Source organism: Streptomyces sp. Ac-502 (genome assembly GCF_045222935.1).
Lineage (GTDB): Bacteria > Actinomycetota > Actinomycetes > Streptomycetales > Streptomycetaceae > Streptomyces > Streptomyces monomycini.
In genome coordinates this window covers 9,554,964-9,577,079 of the sequence record NZ_JBHFFO010000001.1, presented here as the reverse complement: position 1 = coordinate 9,577,079, position 22,116 = coordinate 9,554,964, and the positions used below count along the sequence as shown (strand labels likewise).

17 protein-coding genes and 3 pseudogenes are annotated in these 22,116 nt (G+C 67.7%); 11 read left to right on the top strand and 9 right to left on the bottom strand.

Going from position 1 to position 22,116, the window contains the following annotated elements; genetic code table 11:
- Nucleotides 1-111 precede the first annotated feature (111 nt).
- From ACEXOX_RS43595 to ACEXOX_RS43585, 3 genes and pseudogenes are all read right to left on the bottom strand, one after another.
- Nucleotides 112-944 (bottom strand): annotated as a pseudogene (locus ACEXOX_RS43595) (PIG-L family deacetylase).
- A 630-nt stretch (nucleotides 945-1,574) separates the two neighbouring features.
- Complete coding sequence (locus tag ACEXOX_RS43590; protein ID WP_406526131.1) at nucleotides 1,575-2,006, bottom strand: hypothetical protein; 432 nt, start codon at nucleotides 2,004-2,006, stop codon at nucleotides 1,575-1,577.
- 517 nt (nucleotides 2,007-2,523) lie between these two features.
- The gene (locus ACEXOX_RS43585) at nucleotides 2,524-3,648 is read right to left on the bottom strand and encodes a DUF6183 family protein (RefSeq protein WP_406526130.1); all 1,125 of its coding nucleotides are present in this window, start codon (nucleotides 3,646-3,648) and stop codon (nucleotides 2,524-2,526) included.
- A gap of 238 nt (nucleotides 3,649-3,886) precedes the next feature.
- Between ACEXOX_RS43585 and ACEXOX_RS43580 the strand changes: the two genes are divergently transcribed.
- Entirely contained in the window at nucleotides 3,887-4,030 is a 144-nt protein-coding gene (locus ACEXOX_RS43580; RefSeq protein ID WP_406526129.1) for a hypothetical protein, read from the top strand.
- Between the two features lie 2,346 nt (nucleotides 4,031-6,376).
- Nucleotides 6,377-7,465, top strand: a complete 1,089-nt coding sequence (locus ACEXOX_RS43575) for a hypothetical protein (protein ID WP_406526128.1) — start codon at nucleotides 6,377-6,379, stop codon at nucleotides 7,463-7,465.
- 343 nt (nucleotides 7,466-7,808) lie between these two features.
- Here the strand turns inward: ACEXOX_RS43575 and ACEXOX_RS43570 are convergent, their stop codons facing one another.
- Together ACEXOX_RS43570 and ACEXOX_RS43565 are read right to left on the bottom strand one after the other, a co-directional pair.
- The gene (locus ACEXOX_RS43570; protein WP_406526127.1) at nucleotides 7,809-8,642 is read right to left on the bottom strand and encodes a MerR family transcriptional regulator; all 834 of its coding nucleotides are present in this window, start codon (nucleotides 8,640-8,642) and stop codon (nucleotides 7,809-7,811) included.
- A gap of 12 nt (nucleotides 8,643-8,654) precedes the next feature.
- Entirely contained in the window at nucleotides 8,655-9,644 is a 990-nt protein-coding gene (locus tag ACEXOX_RS43565) for an alpha/beta fold hydrolase (protein WP_406526126.1), read from the bottom strand.
- A gap of 534 nt (nucleotides 9,645-10,178) precedes the next feature.
- Between ACEXOX_RS43565 and ACEXOX_RS43560 the strand changes: the two are divergent.
- The 8 genes and pseudogenes from ACEXOX_RS43560 to ACEXOX_RS43525 form a co-directional block, all read left to right on the top strand.
- Nucleotides 10,179-11,908: pseudogene (locus tag ACEXOX_RS43560) on the top strand (HSP90 family protein); the annotation flags it as partial.
- A 21-nt stretch (nucleotides 11,909-11,929) separates the two neighbouring features.
- Nucleotides 11,930-13,018, top strand: coding sequence for a hypothetical protein (locus ACEXOX_RS43555; protein WP_406526714.1), 1,089 nt, complete (start codon nucleotides 11,930-11,932; stop codon nucleotides 13,016-13,018).
- The gene (locus tag ACEXOX_RS43550; protein ID WP_406526125.1) at nucleotides 12,922-13,983 is read left to right on the top strand and encodes a hypothetical protein; all 1,062 of its coding nucleotides are present in this window, start codon (nucleotides 12,922-12,924) and stop codon (nucleotides 13,981-13,983) included. Before ACEXOX_RS43555 ends, ACEXOX_RS43550 begins: the two co-directional genes overlap by 97 nt.
- Before the next feature lie 1,221 nt (nucleotides 13,984-15,204).
- Nucleotides 15,205-15,759, top strand: a complete 555-nt coding sequence (locus ACEXOX_RS43545) for an adenylyl-sulfate kinase (RefSeq protein ID WP_406526124.1) — start codon at nucleotides 15,205-15,207, stop codon at nucleotides 15,757-15,759.
- 56 nt (nucleotides 15,760-15,815) lie between these two features.
- Nucleotides 15,816-16,301 carry a class I SAM-dependent methyltransferase gene (locus ACEXOX_RS43540; RefSeq protein WP_406526123.1) on the top strand — a complete coding sequence of 162 codons (486 nt, stop codon included), beginning with the start codon at nucleotides 15,816-15,818 and terminating at the stop codon, nucleotides 16,299-16,301.
- A gap of 41 nt (nucleotides 16,302-16,342) precedes the next feature.
- Nucleotides 16,343-16,600, top strand: a complete 258-nt coding sequence (locus ACEXOX_RS43535; protein WP_406526122.1) for a hypothetical protein — start codon at nucleotides 16,343-16,345, stop codon at nucleotides 16,598-16,600.
- Nucleotides 16,601-16,722: 122 nt separating this feature from the next.
- The gene (locus ACEXOX_RS43530) at nucleotides 16,723-18,186 is read left to right on the top strand and encodes an MFS transporter (RefSeq protein WP_406526121.1); all 1,464 of its coding nucleotides are present in this window, start codon (nucleotides 16,723-16,725) and stop codon (nucleotides 18,184-18,186) included.
- Nucleotides 18,183-19,079, top strand: a complete 897-nt coding sequence (locus ACEXOX_RS43525; protein ID WP_406526120.1) for a sulfotransferase domain-containing protein — start codon at nucleotides 18,183-18,185, stop codon at nucleotides 19,077-19,079. Before ACEXOX_RS43530 ends, ACEXOX_RS43525 begins: the two co-directional genes overlap by 4 nt.
- A gap of 402 nt (nucleotides 19,080-19,481) precedes the next feature.
- Here the strand turns inward: ACEXOX_RS43525 and ACEXOX_RS43520 are convergent, their stop codons facing one another.
- The 3 genes and pseudogenes from ACEXOX_RS43520 to ACEXOX_RS43510 form a co-directional block, all read right to left on the bottom strand.
- On the bottom strand, nucleotides 19,482-19,832 hold the full coding sequence (locus ACEXOX_RS43520; protein ID WP_406526119.1) for a hypothetical protein: 351 nt from the start codon (nucleotides 19,830-19,832) through the stop codon (nucleotides 19,482-19,484).
- Nucleotides 19,833-19,953: 121 nt separating this feature from the next.
- Nucleotides 19,954-20,220, bottom strand: coding sequence for an MFS transporter (locus ACEXOX_RS43515; protein ID WP_406526118.1), 267 nt, complete (start codon nucleotides 20,218-20,220; stop codon nucleotides 19,954-19,956).
- Between the two features lie 187 nt (nucleotides 20,221-20,407).
- A pseudogene (locus ACEXOX_RS43510) lies at nucleotides 20,408-20,761 on the bottom strand (MerR family transcriptional regulator); the annotation flags it as partial.
- A 239-nt stretch (nucleotides 20,762-21,000) separates the two neighbouring features.
- Here ACEXOX_RS43510 and ACEXOX_RS43505 point away from each other — a divergent pair.
- On the top strand, nucleotides 21,001-21,762 hold the full coding sequence (locus ACEXOX_RS43505) for a class I SAM-dependent methyltransferase (protein ID WP_406526117.1): 762 nt from the start codon (nucleotides 21,001-21,003) through the stop codon (nucleotides 21,760-21,762).
- A gap of 81 nt (nucleotides 21,763-21,843) precedes the next feature.
- Here the strand turns inward: ACEXOX_RS43505 and ACEXOX_RS43500 are convergent, their stop codons facing one another.
- Nucleotides 21,844-22,050 carry a hypothetical protein gene (locus tag ACEXOX_RS43500; RefSeq protein ID WP_406526116.1) on the bottom strand — a complete coding sequence of 69 codons (207 nt, stop codon included), beginning with the start codon at nucleotides 22,048-22,050 and terminating at the stop codon, nucleotides 21,844-21,846.
- Between the last annotated feature and the right edge of the window lie 66 nt (nucleotides 22,051-22,116).

Genomic DNA, 22,116 nt, shown 5'->3' with positions numbered 1-22,116 from the left:
CGTCCCGGCCGAGTACCGGCTGGCCTCCTCTTGGCCGAGCGGGCGGTACTCGCGCCGCTGCTGCGGGCTCGCTCTGCCGGGAGCCTTCCCAGTCCCGGCCGGATGGGAAGGTCAGCGCAGGCCGGCGAAGAGATCGTTCTCGGGTACGGGGGCGCCGGTGGCGTCCTGGACGCGTACGAAGGTCTCCATGCCCATCAACTCGCCGAACCGCTCCTTGCCCATCTTGAGGAAGAAGATGTTCTCACCCTGACTGGCGTGCGCGGCCAGCGCGTCGAACTTCTGGCCGCTGAACGCGGTGGTGTCCACCCAGGTGGTGATCTCATCGTCGGGGAGGCCGATCTCGGCCATCGCGGCGGCCTCGGCGGGGTCCGGCTCCGGCATGTCCGGGTGGAACTCGCGCATGATCTCGGCGAAGCGCTGCATCCCCGAGCGGGGCATCGTCGTCCAGTACACCTTCGGTGTCAGCTCGGTCATCTCGAGCGCCGCCATCGTGATGCGGTGGGCCTGGATGTGGTCGGGGTGGCCGTAGAAGCCGTTCTCGTCGTAGGTGACGACCACATCGGGCCGGTAGTGCCGCATGAGTTGCGCGAGCCGGGCGGCGCCTTCCTCCACCGGGGTCTGCCAGAAGGACTTGGGGGCGTCGTTGCTCGGCCAGCCCATCATCCCGGAGTCGGCGTAGTCCAGCATCTCCAAATCACTGATCTTCAGTGCGTCGCAGCTCGCCTGGAGCTCTTGACGGCGCATCACGGCGACGGCCGCCGGATCGTGCCCGGGATCGCCCGGCTTGGCGCCCCCGGTCCGTCACCGCAACCGCCGTCGGTACACGTCACGAGGACCGTGCGGATGCCTTCGGCCGCGTACCGTGCAAGGACCCCTCCGGTCGAGGTGGCCTCGTCGTCGGGGTGGGCGTGCACGGCCATGAGGGTCAAGGGGCGGTCGGTCATGTAACAGTCCTCCTGCAGAAATATGGTCTGGTCCGAGTGCGCGGCGGGCGTACCGCGATCCCGAGGCCCGGATTCCGGCAGGCGGACAACTGGTGGTCTCCGTGTTGTCCGCCCGTGCGGCGCCGGTGCCTCGGCAGATGCAACGGCGCCGACCGGTCTGGCTGTTCCCGACGCGGCCGGTTTGCCTTGCAGATGTCGACGTTTCGAACGGCGTCGCTCTGCGGCGCCCGGGTCTGAAGTGCTCGGGAGTCCCCGTGCGGCGGCGTGTCTGCGGGGCCGGCGTGACGTGCTGCCGGGGGGCCGCTGCGTTGGCTGCGGGTGCGTGTGCGGGTCGCTGATGCCGGCGAGGTCGGGCCCGGCTGGGCGGTCCTGTTTCAGTGATCAATGGGCCACCGCAGCGGTCGGCACGCGCGCCCGGGGCGAGGGCCGGGCCGGCTTTCGCCGTGGCGCGTCTCGCGCAGCTGCCACTGCCGGTGCCGGTGCCGGTGCCGGGCGCATCGCAGGCGCCGACCGCCGCGGCCGTCCCCGCTGCGCAGCGCCGTCGCCGAAAGAGCTGGCCGGGGCCCGGGCTGGCGGCCGCCGGCGGCCACGGCGCGCGGCGCCCGAGCGTCCGAGCGCCCGAGCGCCGACTCACGCTCTGGCGCTGACCAGAATCCCCCGTCCTGCGTGGAAGCGCGCGAAGACGCCCAGGGACAGCGTCGCGGAGGCCGCGTTGTGGGAGTAGCCCGACGGGTTGTGAAAGCGCATCGTTCCGGCGTGTGCCGCGTGGATCAGCACCAGGTGCCCGCCCCGGCGCGGTGCGTGCGTCGCCGGGTCGCGGATCTCCCAGGAGACGGAGGCGATCAGGGCCTGGCCGGGGCGCACCGCCGGGGCGGAGGCGTGGACCGGGGTGTTCTCGATCAGTTGGCAGGTGAAACCGAACTGGGCGCCGATCCAGGCCATGAAGGGCCGGTAGATCAGCCCGTGGACCTGGCCCCCGGGCTCCCGCACGTAGCAGGCCCGCTCCAGGGCCAGCGCGAGGAGTTCGCGCATCGACAGGCGGATCTCCGTCCAGCCGTGCAACCTTCTACCGCAGCTTTCTGAGCTTGTGCAATGCCACCATCGGTCGCTGCACCCGTCCTTCCGGCCTCGCGGCCCGGGCCGGAGCACCAGGGCACGGCTGGACAAGCTGCCGTGCTGGAGCAAAGCGATGGGCCTTCCCGGCCCGGGCCCGCACGAGAAGGACCCATGGGCGCGGGCGGCACCTCGCCGTCACCGCGACACCAGTTGGCCGCAGGTGACAGCAACAGCCCTGCGTGACAGCAGTCAGCCAAGGTACATCAGTGAACACCCGCTGGCCTTCCCGCGCGTTGACGACCACCGCCCGACCCCGGCCACCGCGCCAGCCCCGACATGCCGACCGGCCGACAAACAAGCTGTCCGGGGGACATCGACGGCTTTCTGGCTGCGAGCGGAAAGGCCCATCGACACAGCTGCCGGGCGCTTCTCCTGCTGTTCTGGACCCATGCAAATCCGTACGGCCGGTTCGCAGTGGATGTGAACAGCCGTCGTTGTCCGGGATGCCACGGACCGTGGGACGTCAGTCGGTGTCAGTCGCAGCCAGCACGGCCAACTGCCGATGTCCTGGTGCGAGGGCGGCCAGTCCGATGTCCCAGGCCACTTGCTCGAACCACTTCGTATCAGCATCGAAGACGTGCCAGGTGCAGTTCCATACACGTGCTTGGACTTCGCTGGATGTAGCGCATGCCGGACTTCCGGCCAGTGCGGCCAGGGACTGCCAGGCCGCCAGGCGGCCGTAGGCTCCGTAGGAGCCGGAGTTGTATGCCCCTCCCGTGGATGCTGCGGCGAAGAGCACTCGCCATGCCTGGGCCGGTGAACGGACCGCGACCGACAGAGTGGTCCTCTCCCCTGCGCCATGCAGACACTCCAGCCCCAGTCCCAAGAGCGTGTTCGGCACCGATCCGGCGTCCAGTGGCTCTGCGAGGTCGAAGATCCGCGCCTCGATGCGCCCGTTGGACTCTTCGGCCCAGATCGCCACGGCCGTGGCCATCGCTGTGGCAGTGGCCTGTGTTGTCGTCTCCTCCACCGACGGGACACGCGCGTTGGCGCTCACCACCAGTTCGCGGCTCTCCGACGGTCCGTACGGCATTGAGTAGCTACTGCTGTGGGTACCGTAGCTCGGCAAATCCGCCAATCCCTCCACGTCGGACAGCGTCAGTGGCAGCCAACCCAGAGGGTGATGCCTCCAATGCGGCAACGTCGCCCACCCCGCAATCCCCGGCGTCTCCTCGACGACGACGCCCCGGAGCACCAGTTCGTGGACCAGACAGGCCCGAAGCTCCTCCGAAGCGTGACCGGTGAACGCCACGGTCAGATCCGTTGCCTCGTGGCTGGAGGCCAGCAACGAGGCTGTGTAGCGATCCAGCTTTCTGCCGGTGACCTCAGCCGAGGAGACCAGCCGCAGCGCCTGGGCGGCATTCTCGGGACCGGCGGTGGTGGCCAGCAGCCGCAGCAGATGGTCGAAGACACTTGAGTACTGCCACATCTGCCCCTCGGGGCCATACGTTCTGACGAGAGCGATGCCGAGGTCCGCAGGAAAGGCAGCGTCCCCCTGCGCGAACCGGTCGTCGACCACCGCCCACACGCCGGTGACGTCCTCCAGGCTCGGCAGTTCCGTCACGATCTTCTGTATCTGTTCAGTCACGGTCCTGAGCCTACGCATCCGACAGCCCTGTCCGGACTGGCTGGCCAGCTTGTTGAGCCTGAAGACAGATGGGGTAAATAGGGCACGCGGCTCGGGTCGGTGGAGTTTTACGCGTGAGCGAGCAGGCAATCATGATTCGCGGCCCAGCGACCGGTCGGGCAGGTCGTCGATGTCGAACTCAACGCGAGCATGGCGACAGGCCCGCGGGATCGCGCGCAGTGCGCTGGGCGTGCTCAGCGTGTCTGTGCTGTGGCTGCTGGCGGGAAGTGCCGCGCTCGTCGGCTTTGTGCAGGAGACTTATCCAACACCTGGTGTACTGATCCTGACGGGCACGGTCCACACCTTTGCTGGCGCCCTGACCGGCTGGCTCATCGGCCTGTAACCGCACCGAGCGACATTGAAAGGATCATGCGTTGACAGACCGGCCCGAACGTCTGTGGCCCGCGTTCGCAACAGGAATGGCTTTACTTGTCCTTACCGTTCTTGTGCGCGCTGTGTGCTGGGGACTCGCCTCTGACCACATGCAGCGCGGGCATCATGACCGCGATACCAACACGCCTGGCGAAGCTATAGGCGCCAGCCTGCAGCACAAGGCCTGGAGCGTGTATCAGGGAACGGCAACGGCTGCCTTGGTCATTGTCGGCGTCACCATTTCGTGGGCAGCAATCATAGTGTGGATCAATCGCCGGGCCCGCCAGTAGTTTCCCATGCTTCGACCGCCCATCAGTTCGGTGTCGGGCTCGACGGCGGCCCCACCGCCTGCTACCACCCGCGCCGGAGGGTGGCGGGCCGCGAGCGGTTCCTCGATCCATATCCGTTCACAGCTTGATGCCGACGCCGAACAGGCCGAATACGAGCAGGCCGGCAACAAAACCAGATCGGGAAAGGCACCTCCCACCACGCTGCCATCATCACCTGCGTCATGCTGGACACGAGATCACGTGCACCCAGCACAGCCCCAGAGCAGCCACGGCGCCTGCCGGTGCGCTGGCGTACCGCGATGCTGTCCGTACCACTGCTGACCGCCGCAGCCGTCGCCTATCTCATCGCGACGCTGAGCGTCTCCACACAGCACGTCCACCATCAGTCCGCCGCCTGCCGGTACATCGCCGTGCCGTGGGCCCATTTCGCTCTGGCCTACGGCAGCCTGGGCGCCGCCGTACTGGCGGTGACCGCGTACATCATGGTCCTCCGCGTCGCCAAGCGCCGCCGGTTGGCACCGAACACGCAGCGGCGCGACAGCCTGTCCACCGTGTCTTTCATCATCGCCAGCCTGACGGTCGGCCTGACCGCAGCCGCCACGGTCATGACGCGTGCGGATGCCGCTGAGACGGAAGCCAACCTCAGCAAACCCATGTGCGAGGGCTTACCGGCAGTCGGTGTGGCGATGCCAGGCAGCCTGGCGAGGAGGAATGTGATCCTATGCTGGCTGCACCGACGGCCACGGGCCTCCTTTGTGCTGTGCGTCTTCGCAGGTGCCTTCGCTGTCGCAGCCAGAGCCGGTGCCTCAGCTGACCGCGCAGCCCTGATGGCCCGTACTGACGCCATCCATTCTGCTGCCCCAAGCCCAGTCGGCGGACCGGTCGTCGACCCAGATCTTCCGGGCGTAGCACCTGCCGCCGGGCCCGTGGTCGATCGCGTACACGATGACGCTCGATGTGGCTTTGAACGACCGAGCCCGGCCATGGAGCCGATCCGGTACCTCCGCGTAGCCCGATGGGCGGTAGCACCAGGACGTGCCTCGGTACCCGGGCTCCGCGTAGAAGCAGACCTTGCCGTCCCCTTGGATCGGTGTCGATGGTGCTGCAACCGCTATCGGCGTGGAGAGGGCCAGAATCACGACGAAAGCTGCTGCAGTGACGGAATGACGCATGCACGTGCTCCAGGGTGGTCGATACGACCACGCCAGGATCGCAAAAGCTCCCGCTCAAAGACGCCTGCAACACTCGTAGAACGCATATCGCAACGTTCTTGACCTCGCCTTCGCAGGAGGGCCCGCACCCGCACCCATTCCCGCGGCTTGGTCGCGGGGCCCGGCCCCTCCCTCTCGGCGGTACCGCCACGGACTCCGGCTGCCGGAGGCCGGTGACTTCCGCATCCCAAGGTGACGTGCCGGCTGCCCGGGCGACGACAATTCCCCTAGCAGCCGCGTATCCGGTGTCTGTTGTCATGTTCGGGCGGGGTCGTGAGGCTCCGTACTGAAGCGTGGTGGAGAAAGCTCCCCTGCATCCGATATCCATCCTGCGCCGCATCGGCAGGCGCCTGGGCGTGCTGGTCCTGGCGCTGACGGCCACGTGCGGGCTGCTGGCCGGCACCGCGGCACCCGCCCAGACGGACGCCACCGAGCGCTGGACCGTCATCGACTGGACCTGGCCTACGTCATTGTCTTGCCATCGCCGAAGCCGCTCGGTTCGCCTGGTTCCACCGCCGTTTCGCCGCCGTCGGCAGGCATGGGCTGTGACCTGTTCGGGCTGGAGGTCGAAGTGGTGGCCGTAGACTTGCCTGAATTGTGGCGTTGTGGCGATGGCTGGAATGGTGATGGCTTCAGGTTGAAGGGGCGGCTCGGGAGCGCTGCCGAGGGTGTCTTCGGGGGCAGCCCCCAGGTGCCGCGCCTCTGACGGGGCGGTGTACAATCAGGCGATCAGGCGGTTGAGTGGTCGCGTCATCGGAATGTGAACGAGTGCGGGAGTGCGGTGTGAGCGGGGCTGGGGGGCAGGACGGGTCGTCCGTGTCTGACGAGGAGTGGGAGCGGTTTCTACGGGACTCGGTGGCGGGTGCGGCCGGGGCTCCCATGGAGCCGTCGGCGCGCGCCCGTGAAGTGCAGCGGCGACTGCGGGAGCGCCCCGGGCAGCCAGAGGGCTGGCGTACGTACTCGCCGGCCCGGCCCCGGCGCAGAACAGGCTGGTACGTGGCCGGGCTGGTGGCGGCCGTGGTTCTCCTGGTCGTGGGGCTCTTTCCGCAGCAGGTCGTAGGTTGGTTCAGCGGCGGCGACGGGCAGGGCGGGGTGCCGTTGGCTGCCGAGTCTCAAAGCCCGCAGGAGGCGCCCGGCGCCGAGCCGGCTCTGCGTCCCACCCTCGCCGAGCCGTTCCGGGGCTCGCCCGCCGCCCACTGGGCCGATGGAGCGGCGGGAATCACGGCGCCACCGGCCAAGGCAACCGGCTGGATGAACGCCGCCCAGGTCAAAGGGGCGCTGCGGCAAAGCCGGGACTTCCTGGTGGCTGCGGGACTCGATGCCCGTGTGCTGCGCGGTGAGCGGCCCACGAAGGCGATCGCACTGCTGAATCCGCACCAGAACGACGTCCAGAAGTACCTCCGTACCGCCCTGTCCTCGTCCGCGCCGACCGGCGCGACCGACCCACTGCTGTTGTTCAGCCGCTTCAGGCCGGAGCAGACCCGGCTGGTCGGCGACCAGGTCAAGACGCGCGGTCGGCTCACGTACCGGGAAGGGAGCCTGGGGGCGGTCGAGGTGACGGCGGACGTCACCTTCGTCTACCCGGTCACCTCAGCAGGTGACAGCGGGCCGGACGCCGAGGTCGTCCGTACGATCGTACGGCGCAAGATCGTGATGAGCTGGGACGACCCGTCCAAGGTCGACACCGAGCCAGGCACGATGACCCTCGTCTCGTACGCGCTCGACATGACCAACGGCGGCTGTTCCGCACCGACCGGCTACTTCGTGCCGCCCTTCGGCACGGCCGACAAGCAGCGCGCTGATCAGGCGCACCGGGTCGACCCGTACGACCGCAGCAAGCCGATCGACACGGGCGACGGTACGACGGCCACGGGCGCCGACTGCGCGACCGCCACCCGCTCCTAGAGCCTGCCGAAACATGGCACGCCCGAGTCGTCCCACTGATGTCGCCACCCTCTGCTCGCCCATCCCCTTCACAGCGGCCAGCCTCGCCTGAAAGACCTGTCAAGCACTGGCGCTGCCTCGTTGGTGGTGTCCTTGGGGGTGGCTCAAGGCGGGCCGCCCGCGTATGCGGGCGTCAGCGCCGCGTGGTCGGCGCCAACAAATGCTGAGCGGGGCGGGCACACCTGTCACAGACGGGTGTTGCCTGTCACAGACGGGGGTTGAAGGGGGCCTGTACGGAGACTGGCCAGCCTCGCCGTCTCAGGCGGGGCACTGCGGTCTTCGCTCAGCAGGCCCCCGCCTGCCGTTACCGCTCATGCGGGGCATACTGCGCCGCGGTGTCTTCCTGACGAGTTCCGGCCGCACCCGGCATGGGAGCTACGCGCTCAAGCTTGGTCCAGCCGGTCCAACCCCGTTTCTTGAGCAGCTCGATCAGTTTCCGGGCCGGCGGCACAGCGTCGAACGCCAGGGTGTCCATCAGCTTGGCGAACGCTGGTTCGACGTTGATGTCGTCGACATAGCGTTCGCCCTGTTCGTCGGCCATCTGTGTGATGCAGGCAGTCAGTTTGTCGGCCAGTTCGGTCAGCGCCGGGTCATCGTCGGGACGGTCGAGAGCCTGTCCCAGGGTGAGGTAGAAGTCGACGCATCGCGGGTCGGTGATCTGCTCCCGCTTGCGTGCCACCCACTCCGGAATTCGCTCGGGCGAAAGCGCGGCCAGCGGAATCCAGCCGTCGCGTTCGAACTGGACGATCCGCTCGTCGACCCCGAGCGCCCGCAGCCGATCGAGGTACTCCACCACCTCAGGTGGCAGCGCCAGACCGTCCCCAGGAGCCAGACGGGCGATCTTCTCCCGGTGGCGCTGCCGCTCCAGGATCTCCGCCCGTAACCGCTTGTCGATGTCGGTGATCGCCGCGGTGAACTCCTCCTCGTCGGCCTGCAGCAGTTCTCGTACACGCCCCAACGGAATCCCGGCCCCGGCGAGGGTCCGGATCTTGATGAGAGCGACCACGGCGCCGGCGTCGTACCTCCGATAGCCGGAGCGGTCTCGCTCCGGCTCCGGCAACAGCCCTTTGGCGTGATAGTGCCGCACCGCGCGCACCGTCACCCCGGCATACGACGCCAGCTCGCCAATGGTCAGCACCGGACCAGTCTCCTAAAAGTCGGCCTGCCGACCGAGTGGTGTCCTTCGGATGATCTCCGCGATTTCCGAGGCGTGTGTGAAGACCAACCGATGGCCGGTGTCGAGCCAGAATGCAGAGATGTGCGGGCGCTCGCGGGTGAGTCGCTCGATGCCGGCACGCCAGAGCTGATTGTGCCGTGGCGTACGCCCTTCGCCACCGGTGCCGGCGATGAAGGTAGACATGATCATGTGGATGGGGTGATCGAGCTTCCGGTACCGGTCGAGAATAGCGGACCGCACCACATCGATTTCGAGATTCAGGTCGAAAATGTTCTGCGCGGTGAGCAGCACTTGACGCGCGGAGCCCGGTGCCTGCTGGGCCTCTTGCCGCCTCGCCAGCTCCTCCGCCATGGCCCGGAATTCCGTCAGGTCGGTCTCGGTGATGAACGGTTCGGGCAGTGGGTTCGCCCCGTCGATGAGGACAAGTTCGGCGACGTGGTCAGGGCGCTCGGCGGCGTAGTGCACAGCCAGGTCCGCGCCCAGCGAGTAGCCCACCAGCATGGGTGCTGTGGGCAGGTCGAGTTCCGCGAGTACGACGAACAGATCACTGAGGAATGCGTCGAAAGAGTACCGTTCGGCGGCCGAGGCGAGGCCATGGCCCTGGAGATCGAAGGTCACCACGTCGTGGTCGCGTCGAAGAAGCTCCGTCAGCTCGTGCAGGTCGGCCTGTGTCGAATTGAGTCCAGGACACAGAATCAGAGGTCGTCCCCGGCCGCCGCGGGACACCGGGATCGTGACGCCTTCGTGGTGGACCGTGAAGTGGCGCAACGTCCTATCGCTCCTCTCGGGCCGCTGTTCATCATCGGTCGGCATGCTGGTGAGCGCCCGTTGGCGAGGTCCTTGGTCGGCTGCGGCGCCAACTTCGCGGCTGCCGTTCGTCTTGCGTACGTCGGCGCCCTCGGCTCCATTGGCTTTCGCATACATGCCGACCATGTTGAAAGGTTGCCCCTGCGTCAGGGTCAACCGTCGCAGTGACCTCACGTACGCATAGCCCCACAGCCGCCACTCCTCTGCCTTCCGGCCCCACCCGCGCCCGCCCATACACATCGATACACATCGAGCGTATGGTCCTGTTCGCATTGTTACGACCCGTTTCGCGCTGGCAACGGATGGCGTACCGCCATGAGCAGCCGAAGTTCCGCACCTCGCGGTACGGCTCCTCCCCGGCCGAAGGCGCCCGGAACCACGGCACTTATGGGCCATTAACCCATGGCGCTGCACGGGAAACAGGTGTGCGGTCATAGGGAAACTCGTGATAGTTACTACATCTGCGAGGAACGTCTTCATTCGTCGGCAGCCTGGCCGAGCAGCCCAACCCGAACAGACTGGCCCGAGCGGGCCACCCCGAATCCCGGAATCGAGTAGAAGCCCGGTCGCGTCGCTGCGCGCCAGTTCCTACGGCCGGCAACACACCGTGGTTCACCCCTCCCATTCCTATCCAGTAACCCTGCCTATCCTGCTCACGGCGCCGACAGGCTTACCGAAAGACTGCGCCAGGTGTCCCCATCCGAGACCGCACACACCTTCCAAGTCGACTTGCGCGGCCTGGTCCACCTGCTTTCCAACCACCTCTACTCCAGCCCCCGGGTCTACCTGCGTGAGCTGTTGCAGAACGCCGTGGACGCCATCACTGCCCGGCAGGCGGCCGAGCCTATCGAGTCTGGCGCCATCACGGTGCGCACCGTGATGGCGCCAGACTCGACGCCGCCCGGAGCGAGTTCATCGGTCAGTTCGGCATCGGGCTGCTCGCCTGTTTCGTCATGGCGGACGACATCACGGTGGTGAGTCGGTCCGCGGCCGCCCCAGCAGCACCGGCCGTCGAATGGCGCGGGCACAGCGACGGCCGCTACAGCATCCGTACCCTGCCTGCCTCGGCTGTGCCGGAGGCAGGCACCACCGTCCGGCTCACCCCGCGCGCCGACAACGCCCAGTGGACGCACCCAGAGCAGGTCGCTTCCCTGGCCAGGCACTACGGCCGTCTCCTGCGGCACGAGGTCACCGTCGTCGACCCGCTGGGCGGGGCCCGCCAGGTCAACGAGATGCCCCCGTGGGAGCAGGCGCACCGTTCGCCGCTGGCTCGTCGCGAGGCGCTGACCGCGTACTACCGCGGCCTCTTCGACTTCACTCCGCTCGATACCATCGAGCTCGACCTGCCAGCGGCGGACTGCGCGGCGTCGCGTACGTCCTTCCCGTGTCTGTGAACCCGGCCCAGCGGGCAGGGCACCGCGTGCACCTCAAGGGCGTGCTGCTGACGGACCAGGCGCCCGATCTGCTGCCGGACTGGGCGTTCTTCGTGCGGTACGGGGTCGACACCACCAGTCTGCGGCCGACCGCGTCCCGGGAAGCGCTGTACGAAGACGGAACCCTGTCCGCCGTACGGGACGCCCTGGGCGAGCGGATCCGTGCCTGGCTCACCGGGCTCGCCGCCGGCAACCCGTCCCTCCTGCAGCGTTTCATCGACACGCACCAGCTGGCGGTCAAGGCGCTCGCCCGTCACGATGACGAGTTGCTGCGCATCGTGCTGCCGTGGCTGCCGTTCGAGACCACCGACGGCAACGTCACGCTGGAGGAGTTCGCACGGACCCACCCGGCCCTCCTGGTCACCCGCAGCGTCGAAGAGTTCCGCCAAGTGGCCCCCATCGCCGCAGCCGCGGGCCTGGGGGTGGTCAACGGCGGCTACACCTACGACCACGACCTCGTACACCGGATGCCCGCGATCCGGCCCGGTACGTCCGTCACCGACCTCGACCCGGCCACCGTCACCGCCCATCTCGACGCTGTCGACGCGAGCGCCGAACTGCGCGCGGCGGGCTTCCTCGCCGTCGCCCGCGAGACAATCGGCGTCCACAATTGCGACGTACTCCTGCGCACCTTCCAGCCTGTCACCGCCCCCTCGCTGCTCCTGGACGACCGGGAGGCGCGCCACGAGCGGACCCGGGCGAGTCTGGCCGCCGACAGTGACGGCCTGTGGGCCGACATTCTCGGCTCCCTGCACCACGAGACCCCACGCGCCCAGCTCGTGATGAACCACCTCAACCCGCTGGTCCGCCAGGCAATCACGGTCACTGAGCGCGGACTGGCCGTAGCCACCGCCGAGGCCCTGTACGGCCAGGCCTTGCTGCTCAGCCGCCCGCTCACAGCGAGCGAGGGCGTCCTTGCTCAACCGGGCCTTCACCGGCCTGCTCACCCACGCCATGCACCACACCGGCACGGCGGCACCCGGCTCCGAGCCCCGAAAGGAACGGCAGATGCTGGACACCCCCGCGGCCGTGTTCGAGGCGCTGCGTGAGAACCACGACCGCCCGCACAGCCTGCAGCGCACCGTCACCGCCGAAGAACTGGTCGAGGCGGCCGCTGCCTTCGAGAAGCCTGACGTCCTGGTAACGGCCCTGTTCGAGCTGATGACGGCCTACGAGTTCACGGGTGAGAACAGCAAGTCGCCCGTCGCCTTCGCCCGGCTGCTCAAGCTGTGGGACACCGCTCCCGAGACGTTCAGCGAGTGGGAAGTCCGTCAGGTCTTCTGGCGCTTCAAGTGGGTGATGGCCTCCCTGCTGCAGGTGCCCGAAGTGCCCCTGGGCAGCATCGGCGGCTGGATCGACCAGATGCAGGCCCGCTACGAGGCGGCCGACCACGGCCTGCAGCCCGTAGCCGCGATGCACTATCACGTCGCGTACCACACGGGTACCGATGTTGACGGCGCCTACGCCCTCTGGACTTCTCGTCCTCGAACCGAGCTGAGCGACTGCGAAGCCTGCGAGATCCGCCACCGCGCCCGGCACCAGGTGACCACGGGCGACGACGCCGGGGCCATCGACACCTGGCAACCGGTCCTTGACGGCGTCCTCACGTGCAGCGAGGAGCCACAGATGAGTCAGGCACGCGCACTGCTGCCGCTGCTGCGCGCCGGAAACCTCGACGCGGCCCGCTCCCACCACCTCACCGGCTACCGACGGGTCCGCGGCACCACCGGCGTGCAGGAAGAGGCCGGAGAGCACCTTGAGTTCTGCGCCCTGTCGCGCAACGAAGGCCGCGGGCTGGAGATCCTCGCGGAGAATCGCTCGCTGTTCGACGCGAGCGGCACCCCACTGGCAGCCCTGCCGCGACGGCCCTTCCGAAGGATTTCGTCGCTTTGGTGCGCGCGGCATGACGCCTGGCGAGCACGGGTCACCCCGAGAGCACCAGGCTCTGGGCGCGGGTCGCCGAATGTCTGGAGGACGGCACCGCCTCGTACGAGGACGAGTTGGGCCTGGACGAACGTCTGCGCGCGGAGCTCGCCGAGCACCGCGCGTATCTGCTCGTGCAGGACGACCTCTACGGGGAGGCTGTCACCGAGCTGAAGCGGGCCGCCTTTGGGTTCGAACAGGCGGAAATGCCCTGGCACGCCCTCGCCGCGCGGGCGCGCTCCCTTGTCTGGCTGGCCACCCCCGACGACGATACGGACGCTGCCTGCGACGCCCATGGAGCGGACTCCGAAGAGGGCCGGCAGCCAGCCGGTGCCGAGCGGCCCGACCCGGCCCTGATACAGGCCGGCGCCGATGCGGCCCTGCGCGCAGTGGAACGCCTCAAGACCAAGGCACCGCTCACGGGTGAGAGCCTCGGAGAGGGCGAGAGGACGTCCGGGCACGACGTCGCAGCGGAGCGGGTGCTGGAGTATCTGGTCGCGCTGTACTCCTGTACCTTCGTCGCCTTCCAGGAGGCGCTGCGGGCACCGGAGGAGTCCAGCCCCGCGACACAGAAGTTCGAAAAGTTCGTCCATACGTTCCATGACGAGGCGGAACGTTGGGCCGCCCCGCACCAGGCCGCCAACGCGCGGCAGCTCGCCGCCGAACTGGCCGACCGCCGGGATGATGCCGTACGCGCCGAGGCGGAGCTGCGCGCGGCGGTGCGGGACGTGGACGCCTCCGGACGGCCCTGGCGCGGTTCGCGCCCGCGCGCTCTGCTGGCTCAGATCCTGCTGGCCAAGGACGAACCGGCGGAGGCGGCCGAACTGCTGCACCAGGCGATCACCGACGCAGTGCGTCACGGCGACACCGGCTTCCCGCCGGCTCCGACGTACGCGTTGCTCGGCCGCGCCGCCTCGTACATGGGGATTTCGGCGGCGCCGTGCGCCACCTCTCGGAGGCCGCCGCGCGCTTCGACCAGGACGGAGCGCACCAAGAAGCCACCGAAACGCGGCTTGAGCTCGCCGGCCTCCTGGCGCACACCGGACAGCAGGCCGATGCCGCCGTGGTCCTGGAATCGCTCGTCCGCTACGAAGCCGCCGCTGCACTCGACGAGCGACTGCTCGCCCAGGCCCGGCTGAACCTGGGCCGCGGCCTGCGGGAACTGGAGGAGTACCGGGCGGCGGCCGAGGAGTTCGTGCGGCTGGCGCACACCTGCGCCGGATGGGAGGACGACCGCGCGGTGCACACCCTGGTGGCGGCAGATGCAGCCACCGCACTGGCGATGGCCGACCAGTGGGATGCGGCAGCCACGGCGTACGAGCGTGCTCTGGTGGCCCACGGCGAAGCCCCGAACCCCTCCTTGATCATGCACATGCTGTGCGAATTCGCGCACCCGACGATGCTCGCCCAGCCTGGACACGGCGCTGGGCCACCTGGCACGTGCCGACGCGATACGGACCGCCGAACCCGAAAACACCGACGCCTTCGCCTCCTGGTTCGAGTGCGGCTTCGCGCACTACCGCCGTGCCTGCGTCCTGCTGGAAGCCGAGCGCTTCTCCCCGGCTCTGGTCGAGGCGGAGGCCACCATCGCCACCCACGAAAGAGGAGGACCGGACGGCGAAACGCCGCGCGCCGAAGCCGTCCGGACCGCTGCTCTGATCGAGGGCCGCGGTCTTGGCCGGTTCCAGGAAGCCGCCGCTCGCCTGGAGGCAGCTGCAACACGCTGTCGGCGGGCGGACCTTGCGGAAGCCGCCGGCATTCTCGATCCTCTCCGGGAGGACTGTCAGACCCGCCAGCAGGGCTGAGCGCCCTTCAACCCTGCTCCCCGACCGCAGGGGTCCGGGCGGACTTGTCGCCGGCTGCGCGCGGCTGGCGACAAGGCGTTGCGGTTGATGGGCAGCGACAGGCACTGCACTTCGCCTCGTGCCGGCATGCGCGGCGCAGTCTCCGGCTCGCGCCTCGGGGGCGTGGCGGGATTCAATCCCCTCACCGCGTGACGCACATCACTTGCGCCTCCTACGTCACTCGCGCATCGACTCACAGTAATCCAACATGGCGCTTCATTGTGCACATATACCTTTTGCGGCTTTAGTGGTTCGATGTGCCACCCAAAGCGATGCGAAGTGGACTTTGTCGCATCGGAGGACATCGCGAGCGAGGGGGTGGGGAACCCGATGAGGCACCTGTGCCCTCTTTCCTGTCAATCTTGATCCAAGATGCAGGTCATTTTAGAGTTCATCTCACGTTCGTGGTGCCGCAAGCTGGCCTTCACGATTCGGGTGGAGCGGGGCCAACTTTCGCCTGGTGACGGGACTCGCCCGAACGGAACGTTCCTTCTCCTACGCTCAGAGGACGGCATTATGGCTACGCCTGACCGTTTTTCCGCTGCTGCGATCCTGCGTGAAGGTGGTGTCTTCTGGATCACCGGACTCGCGGAGTCCGGCAAGACCACGGTAGCTAGTATTCTGGCCCGGCAACTCCGGCAGATCGGTATCAGGCCCGTACTCCTGGACGGGAACGTCGTGCGCGAGGCCCTGGGTGAGACCAGGTCGTTCGACCGCGAGGGCAGGCGCAACATGGCCTACACGTACGCCCGCTTCGGTCGCATGCTGGCCGGTCAGGGCCAAGTGGTGATCTGCTCGACCATCTCCCTGTTCCACGACGTGCAGGCATGGAACCGGGAGAACATCGAGCGATATTACGAGGTGTTCCTCGACGTACCGTTGGAGGAGTTGAAGAAACGAGACAGTAAGGGGGTCTACAGCACAGCAGACCACAAAGAAGTGGTCGGGATCGGCGTCAAGCCGGAATTTCCGAAGAACCCCGACCTGCGGATAGCGAACTTCTCCGACACCGACCCCGAGTCGGCGGCGTCCCGCATTCTTGGGGAATGCATGGCGGGAACAGCCCGCTGACTGCCAGCCGCGACCAGTCGCTCGGACAACCTTGCGCGACGGGGGAAGGAATTCACGTGACTGCGACCCTCAAGCACGGCGACTTCACCAGCCTGGCCGAGGACTACTCCCGATACCGTGAGGGGTACGCACCCTCAGTCGTCTCCGCGTTGACCGGCCTGCTCGGCGGTTCCGCCGGGTCGTGTGATGCCGTCGACGTGGGGGCCGGCACGGGAATCTGGAGCCGCATGCTCGCGGAAGCCGGATTCCGGTCGGTGACGGCCGTCGACCCCAACGACACCATGCGGGCAACAGGAGAAAGGGACTCCGCGCACCACGACATCACCTGGCGTGCGGGGAGCGGCGAGGACACCGGCCTGGCCACCGCGTCGGCAGACCTGGTGACAATGGCCTCCTCCTTCCATTGGGTGGACTCCCAGAAGGGCACGAAGGAGTTCAGCCGCGTCCTGCGTCCCGGGGGTGGTTCGTCGCGCTGTGGAATCCTCGCTACATCCAGGCCAGTCCCCTGCTCACGGACATCGAAGCGGAACTGGACCGGTTGAAGCCGGACATGAAGCGGGTCTCATCGGCCCGGCAAGGTCTCATGGACGAACTCTCCGACCGGCTGGCGGCGAGCGAGCACTTCGACGATGTCATCCTCCTGGAAGGGCGTCACGAGGTGCAGCAAACCGTCGATCAGTACATAGGCGTATGGCGCTCGGTCAACGATGTCCGGGTGCAGCTCGGTGAGGAGAAGTTCGAGCAGTTCCTCGACTACGCGCGACGGCGCATCGGAGACGCGAAGACGGTGCGGACCATCTATCTCACCCGCGCCTGGGCGGCCCGCCGCGTCAGCGCCTGAAGCCGTTTGCTCACCGGGCAGGTGACAGGCGGATGAGCGTGATGGACCTCTTGCGTCCGGGCAGGTTGTAGAACATGACTGGTTCTTGGTGTGCTGAGCGGATTGGTCGTCACCGAACTTCCTTGCTCACCGCATTGCTCACGACCACGAACTTCCTCGTCGTCTTCGACGGCTTGGTGGTCACCGTGGCACTTCCTGCGGTGCAGCACAGTCTGGGTCTCGGCCAGGCCGGCGCGCAATGGATCATGACGGCCTACACCCTCCCACTGGGCGGCATGCTGCTGCTGGGCGGCCGATGCAGCGACCGCTACGGGCGTCGCCCGGTGCTCATCACCGGATTCGGACTGTTCATCACCGGCTTGCTGCTGGCGGGCTTCGCCCCGGCGCTGTGGCTGCTGTTGCCGGGTCGCATGCTGCAGGGTGTGGGCGCCGCGCTCGCGGTCCCCACATCCTTTGCGGTCATCAGCGCCCAGCGGTCGCCACGTGACCGTAACCGGTTGTTCGCCGCCGTCGCGGTGGCCGGCGGGCTGGGGGCGGCCGGCGGCGCCATCATCGGTGGCGTCGTCACGCAGGGGCTCGGCTGGCGGTACGTCTTCCTGCTCTCCGTGCCGGTCGCGCTCCTCGCCGCCCTGGTGACGCCCAGGATCTTGGAGCGCCAGCCGCCGGCCTCGACGACCGGCGGGCTGGACCTCCCCGGCGTCGTGCTTTCCACGGCCGGTCTCATGCTCCTCGTCTTCGCCATCACGAACACGGAGACCGCGGGTGCGGTTTCCTTCAGCGCGCTGGGCCCTTTGGGGCTGTCTGCTGTCGCGTTCACCGGCTTCCTCCTTCACGAACGCAGAACGAAGGACCCCCTGCTGCGTCTGGGGACTCTTTGTGTGCCTTCTTTTCGTACCGCGGTGCTCGCCATGCCGGCCAATGAGTTCGCCTACCAAGGAAGTGTCTTCATCGGGTTGCTCTTCTTCCAGCAGGCCCTCGGTTACAGTCCCCTCGGTGCAGGGCTGGCCTTCAGCCCTCTCGGGCTCGTGGTTCTGGCCGGCTCGTCCGTCGCCAACCGGCTCCTGCACCGCTTTCGCTGGACGGTAGTGGCAGCCGGCGCCCAGTTCGTCAGTGCTGTGGGACTGGCGCTGCTCGCCCTGGCCGGTCCGGGGAGCGCCTACCTGCCGCACATCCTGCCGAGCATGCTCATTTTGGGACTGGGAACGGTAGTGGGGGCTGTCTCGTTCAATGTCGCCGCAGGCAAGGACATTTCCGCCCATGACAAGGGCGTGGGCTACGGCGTCTTCGAAACTGCCAAGTACGTCGCGGGCGTCTTCGCCGTTGCGGGGTTGGGCAGTATCGCCGCGGCCCGAACCAGTTCAGCGGAGACGGTCAGTCAGACCGCGGCGCTGGCAACCGGTTATCAATGTGCCTTCTTCGTCGCAGCAGGCATCGCTGTTGTCGGCGGGCTCCTGGTCGTGGTGCTGGGCGATTCGTCGGGGCCGAAGAGGGACCGTCCGGATCAGGCCTCGGCAGCCACCGGCGGCGCAAGCGACGCGCACTCCTCTGCACGTCCTCCCGGCCAAGCAAACAAGGGAAAGCGATGAGCGAGAAAATCTACTACCTGCTCCACGGTATACAGGACCGCTACAACGCCCTCTACCAGGACAATATGGAGAAGCTCGGTGACCAGGACATTGCGGTCGCCAGCATCGGAGGTTCCGGCCAGTCGCTCCTGGGCAACATTCTTCTGGAGCTGGGGCTCAACTACGCAGACCCCTACATCGATACCGTGAACGCCGACGGCACGAGCAGCCCCGTACCAGCGTACGCCGAATACCGCAGCAGGCTGGCTGCGACCGATCGGAGCAACTGGCACGAAGAGGCCCGAGACAGGCCCCGGTGGCCCCGGTTCGTGAAGACACACCTCGCTCCTGAGTTCCTGGAAAACCGCCCTCTGCTGGGGGCGTGGATCCTGATCAGGGACCCTCGTGACTCCCTCTACTCCTGGCACAAGTTCCGCACCAACTTCGCGAAAGACCCGTTGGATCTGCTTCCCCACACCTTCGAGCAATGGCTCGAACAGGCAGGGCCTGCCGGGGTCAGCCGGCTTGAGGACTGGTCATCATTCTATGACGCGTGGGACAAGGCGCGCGGCGCCTTTCAGCGAAGCACCGTGACAACCTTCGAAGACCTCAAGACCAACCCGGTACCGGCCCTACAGAAAAGCCTCGAAGACCTCGAAGTGGACGTCAAGCACGCCGAATTACTGCAGGCGATCGAGCGAAGCAGCTTTGAAAGCATGCGAGCACACGAAGAAAAGCGCGCGGGCAGTAGGAGTAGCGGAGGCAGCGGAGACGGAACCAGGACCCGCATCATGCGCAGCGGGACTCCAAACGAATGGCACGGCTGGATGACTCCCAGTCTGCACCAGAAATTCAGCACCGGGAAGATCGCCGACGTTGCCCAACGCTTCGGTTACGAGACGACCGGCACGTAGACACGTGACGAAAGCGTCGGCAGCGGTGGCGTTGCGGGTGGAGAAGGAGAAAGCACCCTCCTGGGCGGCGGCGCCGGACAACTCCAGACAGACACGGCCTCCCGCGCACTCGACGCGCTCGATCGCGCCAGCGGCACCGTCCAGGTGGCCACCCGGGACCGTTTCTCGCCCTCGTTCCGCGGCATCCCGGAGGCGGAGAACGACCAGTCGGTACGGGTAGGGGCTAGCTGCGTCCTGCATGTCCTGGGCACTGGTCCGGCTCCAACGGTTCGCCCTGCTGGACAGCCGTCCCATGCCCGCGGGCGTCACCCCCTATGCAGCGGCGATCACACTGGCATCTCCACCACCATCGCGACCGACGACGGGCGATGTATCGACAGGTGGGGGCCGCGGGAAGCAGGGTCAGCGCGAGACCAGGGCAGCCGCCAGGCCCAGCATGACGGCCTGGCCACCGATCACCAGCCGCAGGCTGCGCCGCGGACCCCAGGCATCGGTCGTCCGGCCCGCCAGCAGAGCTCCGGCCAGATCCACCGCCCCGACAAGGAAGAGCAGGAAGGACAGCAGCCCGTAGGATTCGGAGGCGACCTCGGCAGTGTAGGCACCGAGGTAGGCGTAGAACATCAGGAACATCAGCCCGCCGCCGGCCGCCAGGAACGTGATGGTGACCAGCCGCAGCACGGCAGGGCTGCTCAGCGACGAAAGCCGTCGGCGCAACGGGGCCGGTTCACCGCCCGGCACGGACGGGACGGTCATCAGCAGTCCCAGGGTTGCGACGATCCCTACGGCGGCGATCAGCCAAACCGCCAGCCCAGCGTGCCTCCCAGCCAGGACCCGGCTGGGGCACCGGTGAACAGCGCGGCGGTCATCCCCGCCGTCACGACCGGCAGGTAGCGGCCCTGCGCCCCGGCCGGCGCCACGGCCGCCGCGGTGAGGAAGCCGCGGGGGTGACCACCGCCGCGCACGCTACGGCCACCGTCCGGGCTGCCATCAGCCACCAGTAGCCGGGCGTCAGAGCGGCGGCCACGTTCGCCAGGACGATGACGGCCAGCGCGCTGACCATGACCGTCCGGCGGGGCAACCGCTCGCACACCACCGCCAGCGTCGGCGCACCCAGGGCATACACCACGGCGAAGGCGGTCATCAACTGCCCGGCCGCCGCGACACTCCCCCAGGCCCGCGGCGACGGCCGGCAGGACTCCGGCGATGATGAACTCGTCCGTGGCCAGCAAGACCAGGAACAGGACATACAGCCAACCCGGCAGCCCGGGCTCGTTTCCCGCAACAGTTTCCATGCGGCTGCACGTTAAGTACTGACACCGGCGTCACCTTCAAGCCGCGGGGTCCACCCCGGCCTGGCGCAAGAGCTCACCGAAGCCCGCGTCCGGCCGGCCGGCGCGCAATCGCACAATTCGCTCGACGAGCTCGGCCCGGTAGCGAGCCGGCTCCGCGGCCTTCGCCTCCACCGCGGCCAGGCGCTCCTCATACATCGCCAGTACCTCGGCGGGGCTGTCCTGGCAGGCCAGGAAGTCCGCTGTCTTCATGTCCAGGCAAGGCGCCACCTGGCGGATGTCCTCCACCCGCAGCCCGGCTCCGAGCAGTTCTTGTACATTCAACACCCGGTGCACCGCGTTCTCGTCGTAGCTCCGCCATCCTCTGCCCGTGCGCTGCGCCTCCAGCAGCCCCTGCTGCTCGTATTAGCGAATCGAGCGTCAACTCGTCCCCGTACGCCGCGCCAGTTCCCCGATCTGCATGGCCCCTCCCCCGTTCCGCTGATGCGGCCACTCCACGAATTCCCGAGCTGACCGCGCAGGTGCGTTCCTGACGCCCACGTCTGGTCCCGCGTTCGGCACCGAGCGGGGTGCATGTGGTCACGGTCGCAAGGAAGCACCAAAAACCGGGGCCCGGGGATGATGATGAGCAGATGACTGTCACCTCACGCACTCATGCGTTCAACTCCGCTGCCGCTCAGTACGAGGCGAGCCGCCCCTCGTATCCGCCGGCACTCCTCGACGTCGTCGAGGCGTTCCTGCACCGGCCTTGGGCCGAGGTGCGCGCCGCCGATGTCGGCGCGGGCACAGGCATCGCGACCGCGCTCCTGCGTGAGCGGGGCGCCGAGGTGATCGGCGTGGAGCCGGGTGAAGCGATGGCTGCCGAGTCCCGCCGGGTGCTGCCGGACGTACCGATCGTCCGCGGCGACGGCAACCACCTGCCCCTCGCCGCTTCCTCGCACGACCTCATCACCTACGCGCAGTCGTGGCAGTGGACCGACACCAGCCGTTCGGTCCCGGAGGCGCTACGGGTCCTGCGACCGGGCGGTGCGCTCACCATCTGGTGGAACACCACAGCCTTCGACGTGCCATGGATCCACGCCCAGCAGGAACGCATCGCGCAGCACTGCGGGGTGCCCCCGCGCTCCGCGGTGCGTCCCGACGACCATGAGGCCATCCGGCTCGCCGGCCTGACCGGGTTGCAGGTCACGCGTCGGCACATCCGCTGGCAGCGCACCGTCCCCCTCGACACCCATCTCGCCAACATCAGCAGCCGCTCCGCCTTCCTCGTCCTCGACCAGAGCACGAACCGTGCCTTCCTCACCGAGGAGCGCGAACGACTGCGTAAGGCTTTCCCTGAGGAAGTGGTGGAAGAGATTTATGTTGTCGATCTGCTGCTGGCCGCTCGTCCATGACGTGGGCTGCGCTCTGACGCTCCCGTGAGAAGAGATACCGGCGATGTGTCTGGAGAAGCTGGAGAACCGTCGAATCCGAACTCACGGCCTCAGGACACCAGGAGGCGCGAAGACTGACGTGCACAGCGCGTCGATCTCTTCCTGGAGCGCCTGAAGGGCGTCGGTCAGCGTGGTCGCTTCGCGGTGAGCCCTCGCCGTAGAAGTGCTCGCCGAGCTGGATCTCGAACCCTGGCTCCCCGCGAGTAATCGGTTCCAGACGAAACTGGGGACACCCTTCAGGCTGCTCACCGAACTGGCTGCTGAGGTGGAACATCACCTCGATCCCGGCCTCGCCGAGAGTACGCTGGCCCGCCT

Bases quoted from the DNA above. Each gene is read 5' to 3' on its own strand.
- ACEXOX_RS43555 (WP_406526714.1), top strand. From the start codon at position 11,930: ATGCTGGACACCCCCGCGGCCGTGTTCGAGGCGCTGCGTGAGAACCAC.
- ACEXOX_RS43545 (WP_406526124.1), top strand. From the start codon at position 15,205: ATGGCTACGCCTGACCGTTTTTCCGCTGCTGCGATCCTGCGTGAAGGT.
- ACEXOX_RS43535 (WP_406526122.1), top strand. From the start codon at position 16,343: ATGGACGAACTCTCCGACCGGCTGGCGGCGAGCGAGCACTTCGACGAT.
- ACEXOX_RS43525 (WP_406526120.1), top strand. From the start codon at position 18,183: ATGAGCGAGAAAATCTACTACCTGCTCCACGGTATACAGGACCGCTAC.
- ACEXOX_RS43520 (WP_406526119.1), bottom strand. From the start codon at position 19,832: ATGACCGTCCCGTCCGTGCCGGGCGGTGAACCGGCCCCGTTGCGCCGA.
- ACEXOX_RS43515 (WP_406526118.1), bottom strand. From the start codon at position 20,220: ATGACCGCCTTCGCCGTGGTGTATGCCCTGGGTGCGCCGACGCTGGCG.
- ACEXOX_RS43505 (WP_406526117.1), top strand. From the start codon at position 21,001: ATGACTGTCACCTCACGCACTCATGCGTTCAACTCCGCTGCCGCTCAG.